This window comes from Halomicrobium mukohataei DSM 12286 (assembly GCF_000023965.1).
Taxonomy (GTDB): Archaea; Halobacteriota; Halobacteria; order Halobacteriales; family Haloarculaceae; genus Halomicrobium; species Halomicrobium mukohataei.
This window is the reverse complement of sequence record NC_013202.1, coordinates 120526-136114: the sequence shown is the minus strand read 5'-3', so window position 1 is coordinate 136114 and position 15589 is coordinate 120526. Positions and strand designations below refer to the sequence as shown.

General features: G+C 68.1%; 14 protein-coding genes. 1 reads left to right on the top strand and 13 read right to left on the bottom strand.

All coding sequences use genetic code 11. From position 1 onward, the window contains the following. Window positions 1-3 precede the first annotated feature (3 nt). Window positions 4-552 (bottom strand): DUF7261 family protein, encoded by a 549-nt coding sequence (locus HMUK_RS00595; protein ID WP_012807664.1) that lies wholly within the window; start codon window positions 550-552, stop codon window positions 4-6. Between the two features lie 33 nt (window positions 553-585). Between HMUK_RS00595 and HMUK_RS00590 the strand changes: the two genes are divergently transcribed. Continuing rightward, on the top strand, window positions 586-1218 hold the full coding sequence (locus HMUK_RS00590; protein WP_223270962.1) for a DUF3592 domain-containing protein: 633 nt from the start codon (window positions 586-588) through the stop codon (window positions 1216-1218). A 53-nt stretch (window positions 1219-1271) separates the two neighbouring features. Here HMUK_RS00590 and HMUK_RS00585 read toward each other — a convergent pair whose 3' ends face one another. From HMUK_RS00585 to dgoD (HMUK_RS00530), 12 genes are all read right to left on the bottom strand, one after another. Next, window positions 1272-1676 (bottom strand): DUF7262 family protein, encoded by a 405-nt coding sequence (locus tag HMUK_RS00585; RefSeq protein WP_012807662.1) that lies wholly within the window; start codon window positions 1674-1676, stop codon window positions 1272-1274. Then, window positions 1669-2367 (bottom strand): DUF7263 family protein, encoded by a 699-nt coding sequence (locus tag HMUK_RS00580; RefSeq protein WP_012807661.1) that lies wholly within the window; start codon window positions 2365-2367, stop codon window positions 1669-1671. Before HMUK_RS00580 ends, HMUK_RS00585 begins: the two co-directional genes overlap by 8 nt. Then, window positions 2364-2813, bottom strand: coding sequence for a DUF7266 family protein (locus tag HMUK_RS00575; RefSeq protein WP_012807660.1), 450 nt, complete (start codon window positions 2811-2813; stop codon window positions 2364-2366). Before HMUK_RS00575 ends, HMUK_RS00580 begins: the two co-directional genes overlap by 4 nt. Then, window positions 2810-3517, bottom strand: a complete 708-nt coding sequence (locus tag HMUK_RS00570; protein ID WP_012807659.1) for a DUF7289 family protein — start codon at window positions 3515-3517, stop codon at window positions 2810-2812. Before HMUK_RS00570 ends, HMUK_RS00575 begins: the two co-directional genes overlap by 4 nt. Further along, window positions 3514-5406 carry a type II secretion system F family protein gene (locus tag HMUK_RS00565; RefSeq protein WP_012807658.1) on the bottom strand — a complete coding sequence of 631 codons (1893 nt, stop codon included), beginning with the start codon at window positions 5404-5406 and terminating at the stop codon, window positions 3514-3516. The genes HMUK_RS00570 and HMUK_RS00565 overlap by 4 nt, the downstream gene beginning before the upstream one ends. Continuing rightward, window positions 5396-7609, bottom strand: coding sequence for a type II/IV secretion system ATPase subunit (locus HMUK_RS00560; RefSeq protein WP_012807657.1), 2214 nt, complete (start codon window positions 7607-7609; stop codon window positions 5396-5398). Before HMUK_RS00560 ends, HMUK_RS00565 begins: the two co-directional genes overlap by 11 nt. An 84-nt stretch (window positions 7610-7693) precedes the next feature. Beyond that, on the bottom strand, window positions 7694-9349 hold the full coding sequence (locus HMUK_RS00555) for a long-chain fatty acid--CoA ligase (RefSeq protein ID WP_049940697.1): 1656 nt from the start codon (window positions 9347-9349) through the stop codon (window positions 7694-7696). Between the two features lie 152 nt (window positions 9350-9501). Next, window positions 9502-10476 (bottom strand): DHH family phosphoesterase, encoded by a 975-nt coding sequence (locus HMUK_RS00550; protein ID WP_012807655.1) that lies wholly within the window; start codon window positions 10474-10476, stop codon window positions 9502-9504. A gap of 307 nt (window positions 10477-10783) precedes the next feature. Continuing rightward, a complete protein-coding gene (locus HMUK_RS00545; RefSeq protein ID WP_012807654.1) occupies window positions 10784-11590 on the bottom strand; it encodes an SDR family NAD(P)-dependent oxidoreductase in 807 nt (268 codons plus the stop codon). 223 nt (window positions 11591-11813) lie between these two features. Next, window positions 11814-12968, bottom strand: coding sequence for a galactonate dehydratase (gene dgoD, locus HMUK_RS00540; protein WP_012807653.1), 1155 nt, complete (start codon window positions 12966-12968; stop codon window positions 11814-11816). Between the two features lie 723 nt (window positions 12969-13691). Beyond that, window positions 13692-14387, bottom strand: coding sequence for an IclR family transcriptional regulator (locus HMUK_RS00535; RefSeq protein WP_012807652.1), 696 nt, complete (start codon window positions 14385-14387; stop codon window positions 13692-13694). 61 nt (window positions 14388-14448) lie between these two features. Further along, window positions 14449-15582 (bottom strand): galactonate dehydratase, encoded by a 1134-nt coding sequence (gene dgoD, locus HMUK_RS00530; protein WP_012807651.1) that lies wholly within the window; start codon window positions 15580-15582, stop codon window positions 14449-14451. Between the last annotated feature and the right edge of the window lie 7 nt (window positions 15583-15589).

Genomic DNA, 15589 nt, shown 5'->3' with positions numbered 1-15589 from the left:
TCGTCAGCTCTCACGGCCCGCCACCGTCGGCACCCGTACCGTCGCGACCGTCCGTCCGCGCTCGCTCGTCACGGTGAGGTCGACGGCGACGCCCAGGACGTGTGTCCGATCGGCCCGCTCCTGTACGACGACGCCGTCGATCGCGACACAGCGACCAAACGACCGTCCGTCGCCACTCGGACACGACGACGCCGCCCACCGCTGGGCGTCCGTCGCGTTGTAGCTCAGCGACCGCGCCGTGCCGGCGTCGAGGCGTGCTCGCTCGACGTGCTCGATGCGGGGTTCGAGCCGATCACGGACGGTCGTCGCCGCGTCGTCGCGGTCGGTCCACCCGTGCTCTGCGGGTACGTCTGCGCTTGCCGTCGCCAGCGCCCGCGTCAGCGTTCGAGTCGCGTCGGCCGTCGGATCGTCGTAGTCCCCGCTCGCGCGCACGTCGGCGTGATAGCCCAGCTGGAGATACGCCACCACGATCGGGATCAGCGCGACGGCGACGACGACTGCCGCGACGAGGACGAGTTGCCCACGCCGGGCATCCGGGCGTCTCGAAAGCACAGTATGATTCGCTCTTGCTCGATAGAATATAAAGTGTCGCCTCTCGGAGTGGCCGACCTGCCGGAACTCTACGCGAAGCCCTCTGGACAGTACGAGGCCGTCGTCGGTCCCGTCGCGAGCGTCCGGGTTTTAAGTCGTTTCGGGATCTCACCTGTCGGCGTGTCCCCGAAACTCTCACTCGCAGGCAAACAACTCGACCTCCTCCAGGGCAGCGTCTTCGTCCTCGTGGTCGGTGTCGCCATCGCCGGCTACGGTGCGTACGAATACCAGCAACAGGCCCAAACGCTGTCGGACACGACGACGGTCGAGGCGACGATCACCGACACCGGCGTCGAGACGATACCTCAGCGGCGTGGCCGCACGGACTACGAGCCGACGGCCACCTTCGAGTACCAGTTCGACGGCACGACCTACACCGGCAACGACATTCGCCCGTCGAGCATCGCGACGGACTACGACACCCGCTCGGCGGCCGAGGACGCTCTCTCGGAGTACGAGGTCGGCGAGACGGTGACGGCGTACGTCAACCCCGCTTCGCCGGGGCAGGCGTTCCTCGAAAACGAGCCCTCCGACGGACCCGCGAAGTTCGTCGTCGTCGGTGGCGTGACCGCGCTCGTCGGTGCCGCCTCCGCGCTTCGATCTGGCGGTGACGCCGACCACGGGTGACCATCCACCACTCTCGCCCGCGCGTCGCTCCGGCCGACTCGCCGTGTCGCCGGCTATGCGTACCACACCCGGATCGTCAGCGCTCCCTCGACGGTCGTCACGGTGGCCTCGCCGGTGGTGACGCCCCCGGGGACGGGAAACCCGACGGCTCCGTGTGGTGTCTCGACCCGGAACATGAGGTTGTCGGGCAGGATCGCACCGGTCCGGTCCCGTAGTTTGTCCCGTTCGCGCTGGAAGGACTGCTCGTCGGCGAGGATCTCGGCCAGCCGGGTCGCATCGCGGTGTTCCGGCGGTTCGTTCACCAGGATCGTCGCCGCGTCGTTCGCGTAGGCCGTCAACTGTGGCTCTCGGGTGTCGGGCGTGGGCACGCCGACGACGAATCCCAGCGCGACCGCGAGGATCACGACGACGCCGAGAGCGGCTTCCAGCAGCGAGACCGGTAGCTGGGCCCTATCCATCGGCAGTCACCGCCAGCGTCGCCTTGTGCGTCCGAATCGCGTCGTACTCCACTTCGACGCTGCCGTCGGGTAGCGGTCCGCTCGCCGAGAACTGTAACGTCGTGGTCTCGAACCTGGAGAGGTCGATCTCGTAGGTGCCGGCGAGGCCGTCCTCGTCGTGGAGGACGACGCGATCGTTCGCTCGGACCGTGGTCACGTTCGTGCCGGCCGGCGGGACGAGCGTGAGGCGTGCGCCAGCGCCCCGCTGTGGCAGCGTCACGCGCCGCTGCCAGCCCAGCGACGGCTCGACCCGTTCCGTCGTTCGCTCCTCGACGACCACGAGGCGGCGGATCGTCGTCCCCGTTCGCGGCGTACCGGTCGTCACGAGCGGGTCACCGTCAAGTTCGACCCTGACTGCCGTCTCGTCGGTGACCGGGAACGCCGTTCGCAACTGGCGCTGGTCGACGTTCGACAGCCGTTCCTCGCCGAGCACGTTCGCGCGTTCCGTCAGCGGGGACTCGGGCGCGACGAGGCCGGCCGCCAGCGAGACGGCGACGCGTCGTTCACCGGGCTCGCGGTCGGCCGCTCCGATCGCCCCGTCGGCCAGTGCGAGACTGATGCCGGTCACCATCGTCAGGACGAGTAGCGCGATCGCGAGTGCCGGTAGTCCGGTCTGGGCGCGCCCGCACGATGCCCGCGACTGCCGACTCACGGGCGTCCCTCCTGAAGCGCGACCGACAGGCCGCCGTTGGCCGTCCGGACGACGACGACCAGTTCACTCCCGCTCTCCCACGAGCCGCTCACTCGCTGTACGCTCGGTGGCACCACCAGCCGACTGCGACCACCGACTGCCGGTTCGGGATGATCGAGGACGAGCGATCGACCGTCAGCTTCGATCGCGTAGCCGCTGCCCCGGATCGTCGCCGGCAACCTGACGCGCTCACGGACGGTCACGTTCGCGACGTTTGGCGGGATCGCTTGCTCGACGCGCTCGGTCGCCGTCGCCAGCGTCCGATCGCCGATCGACCCACCGGCGGCGTCGCGGGCTGCCGGGACCGCTCCGCCGAACAGCGAAGTGGTCACGCCGGCCAGAAAGAGCGCGACCAGTCCGATCGTGATCGTCTTCTCGACGACCGGCGTGACCGCGCGGTCGTTCACGTCCCCACCTCCAGTCGCATGTCGTGGACGACCAGATACGCCGTCCGCGTCCCCTCGAACTCGATCACGGCGCTGGGGACACCGTCGCCGTCGAGGTCCCGGACCGTCGCGTCCAGACCGCGCTCCCGTGCGAATCGCTCGAACGCGCCGGGGGTCGCCGTCTCGATCGCGACCCGGTACTCGCCGCTCCCGAGTGCCTGCCGGTCGTGTGTGACGTTGGTCCGGAGTGTCGTCGTCACGCCGCCCGTGCCGCCGACGCTGCCGGAGCCGTTGAGCCGCTGTGCGCCGACGACGAGCACGTCAGGCCCGCTCGTGATCGGTGGCGTCGCTCTGAGCCACGTGTTGTCTCCCCGACCGCGGGTGATCGCACCGGCGACGGCCCCGACGCGGCGCTGCTCGCTCTCGAAGACCACGGCGTCCGTCTCGACAGTCGCCACGACGCCACTGCTGTCGAGGACGCGGAGCTCCCGGTCTTCGACGCCGAGGGTCCCGTCGGCGAAGCTGACCGTCGCCGAGCGATGCCCCGTCGTCTCGACCGGCCGCAACGCGGCGTCGAGGTCGTCTGCGACGCGGGTCGCGTCCGCGCTCGCGGTCTGGTCGTCGACGATCGTTCCGATCGTCGCGGTCAGCCCGCCCATCGCGATGGCCGTCAGTCCGAGCAACAGGACCACGCCGACGACGTGAGACTGTGCGCGCTCGGTCATACCATCCCAGCCCCGGTGAAGACGACGTAGGCTACGGCGACGAGCGCGCCCGAGTGTAACAGCGCCTCGTAGCGCCCGCGGCTCGCGGTACCGGCGAACCACCCACAGCCAAGCATCGTCGCCTGCGTGACGACGTAGAACCGATAGCGATCGCGGGGCGGATCGACGGCGGTCGGATCGATCGTGATGCCGGGGCCACTGGACACCGTCGAGAGCTGTGCGAACCCGTCCAGCACGTAGGCGTTGACCGCGACGACGATCCCGACCACGAGCAGCGCCGTCGTCCAGCCGACGGCGACGTAGACGAGCAGCGACGAGCGGAGCGCTTTGCGCTCGTGGTAGAGCTTCCCGATCTCCGTCTGGAGGGTCTCGAACACGTCTTCGGCGTCGCTGCCGGCGTCGAGAGCGCCGACGACGAGCCCGATCGTCTGCTCTGCCATCGGCGTCCCGACCCGCTCGACGAACCGATCGAGTGCCGCGGCCCGGCCGTCGGTGGCGTCGTCGTCCGGACTGGCGGTCAGGCCGAGCGTGAACGCGAGCTGGTCCACGTCCGACTGGAGCGCGCCCAGATCGACCTCCTCGGCCACCCGCTCGACGGCCTCGCTGAACGGCCGACCCAGACTGACGTGGCCCGACACGGCGTGGACGAAGTCCTGAATCTCGCGGTCTTTCGCGTCGTCGACTTTGGCGCGTCGAACTGCGACGGCCCCGACCGGGAGTCCGTACGCGACGTAGGCGAGCAGGGCGACGTTGACCGGCCGATACCCGAGTCCCGCGAGGACGGCGACGACGACGGGTACCGTCGGGGCCAGCACGCGCGCAGCGCTCGCGGGGTTCCGACTCGCCGTCTCGACGATCGAGCGGAGCGACGCCGGAGCGGTGTAGGACGGTGCGCTGGCGCTGTGTGGCCGAATCGCAGCGACCAGCAGCGACGCCGATGCGCCCGCCGCCAGGACGAAGCCGGCACTGCCGTAGACGAGCACGCTCCGAACGGTCATCGGTCCCGCGGGCGTGGCGACCTGCTCTGACAGTCCCGGCGAGAGCACGCCCATGATCGTCACGATCAACACCAGCAGCGCCGGCAAGACGAGCAACACGACGAACAGCTCGGCCAGGAGTTCGAGAAACCCGGTCGCGCGCTCGTGACGACGCGACTGTTCGTGTGAGAGGAGCCGCCCCTCCATCTGGAGATACCCCTCCAGCGCGTCGGCGCTCTGGTTGGCGTGCTCGCGGAACTTCAGCAGGAACGGTGCCAGCAGATCCCGAGAGGGCGTCTCGCTGGCGACGTGTTCCAGCCCCTCGTCGAGACTGCCGGTCAGCGCAGCCCGGTTGAGGATCCGCTGGAAGGCGACGGCTGTCTCTCCGTAGGCGTCCTGGTCGGCGACGCGGCCGAGCATGGCCCGCTGATCGTGTTCGCCCGACGCGAGCACGCGGAGGTAGCGAACGGCACCGGGGAGGGTCGCTTCGATGTCGCTGCGCCGTGCTTTGCCGACCCACCGTAGATACGTACTGCCGGCCCGCAGGACGAGCAATCGCACCGTTCCACCGCCGACCAGCCCGGCCCCGACGGCGACGACGGGTCGCGGGACGACCGGCCAGTGGACCTGATTGACGATGGGCACGCCGTTCTGGAAGAACGCGACGACCTCGGCCAGGACGGCCGGCGGGACGGCCGCGGTGACGACCAGCACGAAGAGACACCCGGCGAGTCCGGCCACCCAGGCCAGTCCGTACGTTCGGGCCAGATACAGCTCGAAGCTCGCGTCCAGATCTGCGGCCCGGTACCGGACTCTGTCACCGTCGTGGCGGCCGCTGTCGGCGTGCTGTGCGAACAGAGCGTACAGTCCCCGATCGAGCGGGTTCAACTGCCGTGGCGTCTCAGTCGCCATCGATCTCCTCCCCGCGGACCGTCGGTTCGTCGGCCCGTTGGCGGTGTAGCCGCTCGACCGTCGCCGCCTCGTCGGTCTTGAGGTCCGCAAGCAGCGCGAACAGCTCGTCGGCGTCGGTGATCCCCTCCTGTACGAGATACTGGACGTAGCGGTGTCGGCGTTCGAACATGGCTTCGACGCCGTCGACCGTCTGGTCGGTCTGGTCGGCCAGCCGCTCGAAGGCGTGGATCGGATCGCTCCCTTCGCCGACCAGCCCCGCGAGTTCGAACTCGCCGTTTCGATCGCGTGTGCAGACGGTGTTCCAGTACACCGTGGCGTCGGCCTTCCGGACGACGCCACAGCGGTCGGCGTCCCGATCGAGCGCTCGGTAGGTGGTCTCGTCGACGATCTCGACGACCTCTCCCACGAAGCGGTCCTCGCCCACTCGCTTCGGGAACACGAGGAGATCGATCTCCTGGAGGAGGTAGGGGGGCAGGCCCTGTTCGACGACGCGGTTGACCAGCGTCTCCACGTCCTCGGCGTGAGTCGTCCCGAGCAGCCCGTGGCCCGTGTTCAGCGTCTCGGCGAACGTCTCGAAGCTCGCTGCCGTGTTGACCTCGGCGATGACCTCCACGTCCGGGTTCAGGTAGTTGCACTCGGTCATCAGGTCGGCCATCGTCACGCGGCGGTGGTCCCGCTCGTGGTCTCTGGTCGTCAGCGAGACGCCGGTCTCGTGTGGGATGAACACCTCTCGGGACCCCTCGTCGATCGAGATCGGGCGATCACGATAGGGGATGAACGGCATGTGGGCGTTCATCAGCGTCGTCTTGCCGACGCCGGTCGGCCCACAGAACAGCACGACGCCGTGGTGCTCGTACAACAGCCACAGCAGTGCGACCAGTTCCGTCGGGAGGGCGTCCCGTTCGATCAGGTCGACGGGGGTCATCGGATCGGGCGACTGCTTCCGGATGGAGATGTGTGGGCCGTCCTCGCTGATCGTCGGGAGTGCAACGGCACACCGGATCGTCTCCTCGACGCCCTCGGGGCTGAGGTTCACCTTCGCGCTCGGCGTCGAGGCGTTGAGTTCGGTGCCGTCGTCGGCCGCGAGCTTGGTCACGACGTTGACGAACGCCCGTTCGCTCTCGAAGCAGAGGTTCGTCGGGACGCGTTCGTTGTGGCCCACGTCCAGCCGCGGGACGACCTTGATCCGCTCGTCGACCCTGTTGGCCTCGATGTCCTCCAGCGTCGGGTCCCGGACCGGGACCGTCAGCTTCCCGTACCCCACGAGGTCACGCAGCACGTAGTACAGCAGGTCCTCCAGCCGGTCGTCGGCAAAGCGACGGTCGACCGGCGGCACCGTCAGGTCGTACTCCGCCAGCGCCGTCCGGAGCCGGTACCGCGCCGCGTCGAACCAGGCCCGCGTGTTGCGGATGGTCAGCTGTCGCGAGAGGAGCGTCCGAGCCCGGTCGCGGACGAACGCGACCTCGTCTTCGAGCACCCCGTCGATGCTGGCCTCCCAGACGCGCGTCTTGCAGGCCTCGATGAGCTCTTCGTCGCCCGGCAGCTGGTCAGGTTCGCGGACCGCGTACTTCGTGGTGAACGGATCGTCGCCCAGGACGTTCTCCCGGTAGACGATCACGGGGATCTCGAACTCGTGGAAGGTGACAGTGTGTTGTTCGAGCCGCTCGCTGGCAAAGCGGTCCAGAAACTCCGTGTCCGGATCGAGATCGGTCTCTGCGGGGGCGAAATCGTCGGTGTGGACGCGCACGGACCCCGAACCCAGATCGGCCACGTCGATGCGGTCGTCCAGCGCGTAGGGCGTCAACTCACCCAGGCAGGCCAGCGAGCACAGCGCGTGGTAGTCGAGTCGTCGTCTGGACGCGGGCGAGCAGTCGACGAGACGGTCGATCACCCGCTGGTGTTTCTCGTCGAGCCCCGACTCGACGCGTTCGATCGCTCCCTCGCGCGTGCGCGGCCGATCTACGTGCGCGTCGGCGAAGTACTCCTCGACGGTCGCGAGCGCGTCGGCGTCGTCGACCGACAGCAGCGGGTCCCGAAGGTCGTACTCGAATCCGGCCGCCGTCTCGGTGACGGTGACGACGACGCCGGGGTGGATCTCGTCCTGATCGCGAACGTCGGGTGCGTACCACGCGTTCGGGTCGTCCGGCGTGACGGGTGCCGGGACCGTCGGGGCGCTCGTCTCTCCCTCCCCCTCTGTGAGCATGGGCGTTGCTCGGGACGAGATGGTACTTAAATTTGTAGATACGGAACGGAATTATACCGCTGGCCAGTCGTGGCGGCGATGCAGCTACCGCTGTCCGGGGGCTTGCTCGCGGACCCGTGCTCTGAGTTCGTCGTCGACGTACTGGTCCTCCAGGTCGATCTTCGAGAACTTCCCCGTCGCGCCTTTCGGGACCGCCGGAATGAACTCGATGGTGTCCGGTACCCACCACGAGGGATACTCCTCGGCGACGAACGAGCGAAGCGTCTCGCGCAGGTCGTCGTCGGCCGTGGCGTCGTCCTCGACGACGACGAACGCGGCGGGGCGCTCGTCCCAGGTGGGATGCTCGACGGGGATCACTGCCGCCTCCGCGACCGCTTCGTGACCCATCAGACGGTTCTCCAGCTCGACGCTGGAGATCCACTCCCCGCCGCTCTTGACGAGGTCGTCGAGGCGGTCGACCACGTCGGTGTACCCGTTCTCGGTGACCCGTGCGATGTCGCCGGTCTTGAGCCACCCGTCCTCGGTGATCGACCGCTCGGTCTTGTCGGGGGCGTTGAAGTACTCGGTGGTGACCCACGGCCCCTTCATCAGGAGTTCGCCCAGCGACTCGCCGTCCCACGGGACCTCCGCGCCGTCCTCGTCGACGACTTTCAGCTGGACGCCGGGCAGCGGTAGCCCCGCGTGGGCACGCGTCGCCGTCCGCTCGTCGCCGTCCGCGTCGACGTTGCTTGGAATCGTCTCGGCGAGGTGCGTGATCGGCGTCGTCTCGGTCATCCCGTAGCCCGAGACCAGCTCGATGCCCAGATCCTCGCGGTAGCGTTCGATGAGGCCCTTGGGCGTCGCCGACCCACCCGAGAGGACGTACTCCAGGGAATCGAGGTCCGGATCGGCCTCGGAAGCGTACTGGAGCAGCCCGCGCCACACGGTCGGGACCGCCGCGCTCTGGGTCACGCCCTCGGATTCGACGAGCCGGGCGAGGTCTTCGGGCTCGGGGTTCGGTCCCGGGAGGACCTGCTTGGCACCGGAGGCCAGCGTCGCGAACGGGCGACCCCACCCCGAGACGTGGAACATCGGCACCACGGTCATCGCGGTATCGCGAGCGGTGAGGCCCAGCTCGCCGGTGAGCAGCCCCATCGTGTGCCCCCAGTACATCTTGTGGGTGTACTCGACGCCCTTGGGCATCCCCGTCGTCCCGGAGGTGTAGCACATCCCGGCCGGCTGGTCCTCGCTCACGTCGGGGAACTCGTAGTCGGGGTCGCCGTCGGCGATGAACGACTCGTAGTCGGTGACCGGCTCCAGGTCGGTCTCGGGGACGGTGTCGCCCATGACGACGAACAGCTCGACGCTGTCGAAGGCCGCCTCGTCGTAGGCCGCTTCGAGGGCGTCGAGCATCGTCGGGTCGACGACCAGCACCGCGTCCTCGGCGTCGTCGACGAGGTGCTGGACGTGTGAGTCCGGCAGGAGGATGTTGATCATGTGTAGCTGTGCGCCCTGACAGGGCACGCCGAAGTACAGCTCGTGGTGCCAGTGGTTGTTCCACGCGAAGGTGGCGATCCGGTCGCCCTCGCCGTAGCCACGCCGGTCGAGGACGCTCGCGAGCTTTCGCACGCGGTCCCCATAGTCCGCGAACGTGTAGCGGTGGATTCCTTCGTGGGTCCGAGAGACGATCTCCTGGTCGCCGAAGACGTTTTCCGCGCGCCACAGGAACTGATGCAGGGTCATATCGCTGCCGCCTGGCATACGACTACCGTGGTGGTAAATAATGATAAATGTGTGCCCGTTCGCACCACTACTGGTGTCGTTCGAGGCACGGTCGTCGCGTCCGTCTCGGTCAGGGGCGGCGGAGGGCTGTCAACGGTCTTCTCCAAATCGACGGTCACGCCTTCGCCAGCCTACGACAGTGCCGAGAGCGCCGTCCCGAGCGTCGCTTCCAGCTGAGCGAGCGTCTCCTCTCGGATGGTCTCCAGCGCCGTCGTTTCGAGCTTCGCCACGCCGGCACCCGCGTGGCCGCCGCCGTCGCCGCCGAAGGTCTCGGCCAGTGGCTCGAACAGGTCCTCGGGAAGGTTGATGCTCCCGGACTCGGCGCGGCCGACGATCCAGCACTGGTCGTCGCGCTCGGAGAACACGAGCGCGATCTCCGCGCCCGTCGCCCGGAGTGCCTGTGCAGCGACACTCTGCTGGCTGCTGATCGTCGTCGTCAGGACCAGCGTTCGGTCGGCGCGGTAGCCCGTCGCCCGAACGACCGCCTTGCTCGCTGCGACTCGCTGGCCGAACGACCGCTCGTGTTCGAGCAGCGCCGAGAGCACGTCGACGTGGTCGTTGTCGGCCAGGAGGTCGCCGAAGCGACTGATCTCCTCGGGCGAGGCACCGGCGAGCCCGCTCGTGTCGTCGAACAGCCCCGCCGCCAGCGCGATCCGTGCCTTCGAGCCCGCTGTCCCATCCAGCGCGTCGATCACGTCGGCGACCAGCGCGGCCGTCGCACCGGCGGTCGTGTCGACGGCAGCGACCGTTGACGCCTCGACGAGGTCGTCGGGCTCGTGGTGGTCGATCACGACGAGGGATTCCGGCGTCATCGCTCCCCACACCGGCTCGATGCGGTCGCTCGACGGTGCGTCGAGGACGACCAGACAGTCGGCGTCGCCGACCGCCACCCCGTCGGGAGTGTGAACGGTCTCGTCGAGCCCCTCGACCAGCTGTCGCGCTCGTCGCTTGAGGCCGTCCGGCGCGACGATCCGTGCGTCGCTGTCGAGCGTGCGGGCGAGTCCGACGGCGGCACCGACCGCGTCGAGGTCCGCGTGGGCGTGGACCACCAGCAGACACGAATCGTGCCCTTCGAGTGTGGCGGCGACGGCTGTGTGATCTGCCATACCGTCGCTGTCTCGATCGCGACACAAATGCGCTTGGGCGGTGTGTCGATCGACCACACGCGCCCCCGTCCGCTGGAGCTTTCGACCAGAATAGCGCTTTCCACAATAGATTGTGGTTTTCGGCGACTCGCATGGGGGGCCTGGGTCACTAATAGATTCTATCAGTATATAATAGTCTGTATGGGTACATCTATGGGCATTATGGGCTCAAAGATGGTCCAATTCAGAATACTTAGCTCGGTATGTAATTAAATAGTTATACTACGCCGGCAGACAATCGCTCCTGTCGGCGGTCGTGGCCGACCGATCACTCTCGACGGTAGTCGAGGTACACGTCGTCTTGCATCACCTGTGAGCGCCCCCCGTCGACGAGGATGCTCTCGCCGGTGACGAACGTCGCGTCGTCGCTGGCGAGGAAGGTGGCGAGACCGGCCACGTCGGCCGGCGTCCCGAGTCGACCGACGGGATGGATCTCCTCGGTGTACTCGTAGTCCTCACCCAGTTCCTCGCTGGTCCGCTCGATCTCGATCCAGCCGGGGTTGATCGTGTTGACCGTGATCCCTTCGGGGCCGAGCTCCAGCGCCATCGCGCGGGTCATCCCGTCGATGCCGGCCTTGACGGCGTTGTACGGGAAGAGGCCGGGCATCGTCAGGCGGGCGTGGTTCGAGGACATGTTGAGGACGGTGCCGCCCTCGGGCATGTGCTCGACCGCGTGTTTGGCACAGAGCCAGAACGACCGGAAATCGGTCTCGACGACGAACGCCCAGTCGTCCAGCGTCGCCTCGCTGGCGGTGGTCTCGGTCTGGACGCCCGCGTTGTTGACCAGCGTGTCGACGCGGCCGTACTCCTCGACGGTGTGTTCGATCAGCGCCTGGATCTCGGCGGGATCGCGCATGTCCGCCTGCAGGAAGGTCGCCTCGCCGCCCGCGTCCTCGATCTCGGCGACGACGCGCTCGCCGGGCTCGACGGAGCGGCCAGTGACGACGACGGACGCCCCTTCGGCGGCGAAGCGGCGGGCGACGCCAGCGCCGATGCCGCGGGTCGAACCGGTGACGACGGCGACGCTGTCTGCGTGTCTGTTCGGGACGGCGTTGGCTGTCGGGTCTGCTGGCATCGAGTGGACGTGTCGGCCCGCTCGGTAAGTATTCTCCGTTCCGCTCGCGCTGGACGAGGGTCGCGCCCCTCGCTGCTCACGTGTCGTTCGCCGTGTTCACTCCCGCTCGCGCTGGACGAGGGCCGCTCCCTTCGGTCGCGCCCCTCGCTGCTCACGTGTCGTTCGCCGTGTTCACTCCCGCTCGCGCTGGACGAGACCCCTCCGCACAGTCGGGGTCTCGTGGCTACCACTCGGCGACGCTGCCGTCGTCGTGTCGCCAGACGGGGTTGTGCCAGTCGTGGTCGAGCTCGGCCTGCTCGCGGACGTACTCCTCGTCGATCTCGACGCCCAGACCGGGGTCGTCGGGGATCTCGACGTAGCCGTCGTCGTAGTCGAAGACCGCGGGATCGGCGAGGTAGTCGAGCACGTCGCTGGTCTCGTTGTAGTGGATGTCGAGGCTCTGCTCCTGGATGAAGGCGTTGGCGGCGGTGGCGTCGACCTGGAGACACGACGCCAGCGCGATCGGTCCCAGCGGGCAGTGGGGGGCCATCGCCACGTCGTAGGCCTCGGCCATCGCCGCGATCTTCTTGACCTCGGTGATACCGCCCGCGTGAGAGAGGTCCGGCTGGATCACGTCGACGGTGCCGTTCTCGAACAGCGACTTGTAGTCCCACCGGGAGAACATTCGCTCGCCCGTGGCGATGGGCGTCGTCGTGTGCTGGGCGATCTCGGGGAGGGCGTCGTTGTGTTCGGGCAACACGGGCTCCTCGACGAACATCGGTTCGTAGGGAGCCAGCTCCTCGACCAGGCGCTTGGCCATCGGTTTCGTGACGCGGCCGTGGAAGTCGACGCCGATGTCGACCTCGTCGCCGACCGCTTCTCTGACCTGCCGGAGCCGGTCGACGGCGGCCTGGATGGTGGCGGGGTCGTCGACGCGCTCGATCTCCTCGGTGGCGTTCATCTTCAGCGCCGTGAAGCCCGCTTCGACCTGCTCGCGGGCCTGCTCGGCCACGTCGGAGGGACGGTCCCCGCCGATCCACTGGTAGACGCGAATGCGGTCGCGGGCCTTGCCGCCCAGCAGCTCGTGGACCGGGGCGTCGAAGTGCTTGCCCTTGATGTCCCACAGCGCCTGGTCGATCCCGGCGATCGCCGACATGAGCACGGGCCCGCCGCGGTAGAAGCCGCCGCGGTACATCGTCTGCCAGTGGTCTTCGATCCGACTCGGGTCCTCGCCCAGCAGGTAGTTGTCCATCAGTTCCTCGACGGCGGTGCGGACGGTCCTCGCCCGGCCTTCGACGACGGGTTCGCCCCAGCCGACGAGGCCGTCGCTGGTCTCGATCCGGAGGAACAGCCACCGCGGCGGGACTTCGAACAGCTCGTAGTCGGTAATTTCGCTCATCGTGTTCGCTCTGACGTGTGGTTTCGGCTCGTTTAGTCGTTTCGGGGACTGGCCGATCCGGGAGACGCGTGTTCCCGGGGGCGACTCTCGGACCGGCGTCGCCATCCGATACACTCACTGTGGACTCTCCGCGTCGCTTTACAGGCATAGTTCTGTAATAGGCGGCGACCGTAGTACACTAAATGTGTACAACGCTGTCCACCCTGACCCTCGTTCTCGACCGTCCGATCGGCGGCCGTCGCTGCGTTCGTCGCTGCTCGGCCTGAACGTCGAACTCTTCTGGAAGTGATATTCGAAGACGAAAAACTATGAAGAAAGACAGATCAGTGACCGTTCTATACTCGAATCGAGGTAGTTCAGTCGATATCGGGAGTGTCGCCGGCGCTCGACGCCGCGTCTGGTCCCCGTCGAGGTCTGCCACGTGGAAGTGTACTACCGTCCGCGAAACACCATCTGACGCTCCTTCACTGGGGATCAGATCCTCGTCCGGCCGACGGCGCGCCGCTGTCGCTCGTCGTCCTCCGGCTCGATCGATACACGAAAACGAGAGCAGTAAACTGGTGCCAGATCGGTCGAAGCGGTACCTCACCGCCGGTCGGGTCGACGACAGTTGTCGACGTTCTCCGTGCCACTGCCTCGCCGTGACCCGAAACGTTACAGATATAGTTGTGTTCGACGGTACTGACAGAATAGCGAGGACATCGAGCGGCTCCGTCGGGGCTGCTACTGCATCTCCGCTGCCGTCTCCACGAGCCGCTCACCGACCGTCGTCGCGTCCAGCTGGTCTGCCCGGTCGGACGGGACGACGGCCTCGATCGCCGCCGCGGCGTCCCCGCCCGGCGCGAGCACCGGGGCCGCGATCGAGACCCAGTCGGGTGCCGAGAGGAGTCGTTCCTCCAGGAACTGACGCTCTCTGGCCGTCTCCAGCTGTGAGAGTAGCGTCTCGTTGTGGGTGCCGACCAGCTCCGTCCGCTGTCGCGTCGGGAGTCGAGCGAGGACCACTTTCCCGGGCGGGCTCTCGACGAGTCGCTCGCTGTCGCCCACGGCCCTGGGATACGCAGCGCGGTCCGTGCCCGTCGTGTATCGACAGTGACACTCTTCGCCGTCGCTCACCCAGAGGTTCGCCGGGGCGTCGATCCTGCGGGCCAGCCGATCGACCGCGTCGGTCTGGTCGAGGACCGCGTGGGAAGCGCTCGCCGCCACTCCGTACTCGGCGACCGTCGGCCCCAGCTCGTAGACGCCGTCGCGATTCGCCAGCGCGCCGACCTCGACGAGCGTGCGCAGGTGTTTGTAGACGCCCCCCCGAGAGAGCCCGGTCGCGTCCATCAACTCCGCGGCCGAAGCGCCGCCGGACCGGTAGACCACGTCCAGCAGTTCGAAGGCCGTCTTCGTCGCCGCGATGCGGTCGCCATCTGCCATACGGTCTCGCTGGGCTGGCGCGAGGATAAGTCCACTGTCAGTGTCTGCCGCGAGCGAGCACTCACCACTCGACGAAACTCCCGTCGTCGTACCGTCGGACCGGCGGTCGCCAGTCGCTTCCCGTGCCGGCGTGGTCCCGGACGCCCGCCTCGTTCACGTCGACGCCGAGGCCGGGCCGATCAGGAAGGGTTACCCGCCCGTTCTCGCTGCGCAGTTCGTCGGCGTTGTCGACGTAGGCGTCGACGTAGTGCTCGCCCAGGTCGGGCTGCGTGACGGCGTTCGGGAGGTGGTGGCTGAGCTGCGTGCTGGCCGCGTGGGCGATCGGCCCGACCGAGCAACTCGGCATCACCCGCGCCCCGTAGGTCTCGGCCATCGACGCGATCTTCGCGATCTCGGTGATCCCGCCCGCGTGACTGACGTCGGGCTGGACGATGTCGACCCGCCCCGCTTCGAGGTGCGGACGGAACTCCCAGCGCGAGTAGAGCCGTTCGCCGAACGCCACCGGAACGTCGTGGGTGGCCGACCGATCCAGCGTCCGCAGGTGCTCGGGCCGGACGGGCTCCTCGACGAACGCGGGGTCGTCCGCCGCGAGCCGGGCGCACACCCGCGGGGCCATGCTCGCCGAGACGTGACCGTGGAGGTCGACCCCGATGTCGACCGCCCGACCGACCGCGTCGCGAGCGAGCGACAGGTGCTCACAGATCGCGTCGACGTCGGCCCCCGACTCCAGCGGGGCGGTCTGGTAGGTCGTCAGTAGCTTGAGCGTCTCGTAGCCCGCCTCGACGGCGTCGGTCGCCAGTTCGGGGATCCTGTCGACGCGCTCCGGGACGAGCTTCTTGTAGACCGGGACGTGCTCGCGCGTGGAACCGCCCAGCAGGTCGGCGACCGACCGATCCGTCCGCTTGCCCTCGATGTCCCACAGCGCCTGGTCGATCCCGGCGATCGCCGACATGAGCACGGGGCCACCGCGGTAGAAGCCGCCGCGATACATCGTCTGCCAGTGATCCTCGATCCGGCCCGCCGCCTCGCCCAGCAGGTACCCCTCCAGTAGCTCCTCGACGGCGGTGCGGACGGTCGCGGCACGCCCTTCGAGGATGGGTTCGCCCCAGCCCGTGGTTCCGTCGGCCGTTTCGAGCTTCAGGAACAGCCAGCGCGGCGGCACCTCGAACAGTTCGTAGTCGACGATCCGGGTCATGTCCCTC

Bases quoted from the DNA above. Each gene is read 5' to 3' on its own strand.
- HMUK_RS00585 (WP_012807662.1), bottom strand. From the start codon at position 1,676: ATGGATAGGGCCCAGCTACCGGTCTCGCTGCTGGAAGCCGCTCTCGGC.
- HMUK_RS00570 (WP_012807659.1), bottom strand. From the start codon at position 3,517: ATGACCGAGCGCGCACAGTCTCACGTCGTCGGCGTGGTCCTGTTGCTC.
- HMUK_RS00565 (WP_012807658.1), bottom strand. From the start codon at position 5,406: ATGGCGACTGAGACGCCACGGCAGTTGAACCCGCTCGATCGGGGACTG.
- HMUK_RS00560 (WP_012807657.1), bottom strand. From the start codon at position 7,609: ATGCTCACAGAGGGGGAGGGAGAGACGAGCGCCCCGACGGTCCCGGCA.
- HMUK_RS00555 (WP_049940697.1), bottom strand. From the start codon at position 9,349: ATGCCAGGCGGCAGCGATATGACCCTGCATCAGTTCCTGTGGCGCGCG.
- HMUK_RS00550 (WP_012807655.1), bottom strand. From the start codon at position 10,476: ATGGCAGATCACACAGCCGTCGCCGCCACACTCGAAGGGCACGATTCG.
- HMUK_RS00545 (WP_012807654.1), bottom strand. From the start codon at position 11,590: ATGCCAGCAGACCCGACAGCCAACGCCGTCCCGAACAGACACGCAGAC.
- dgoD (WP_012807653.1), bottom strand. From the start codon at position 12,968: ATGAGCGAAATTACCGACTACGAGCTGTTCGAAGTCCCGCCGCGGTGG.
- HMUK_RS00535 (WP_012807652.1), bottom strand. From the start codon at position 14,387: ATGGCAGATGGCGACCGCATCGCGGCGACGAAGACGGCCTTCGAACTG.
- dgoD (WP_012807651.1), bottom strand. From the start codon at position 15,582: ATGACCCGGATCGTCGACTACGAACTGTTCGAGGTGCCGCCGCGCTGG.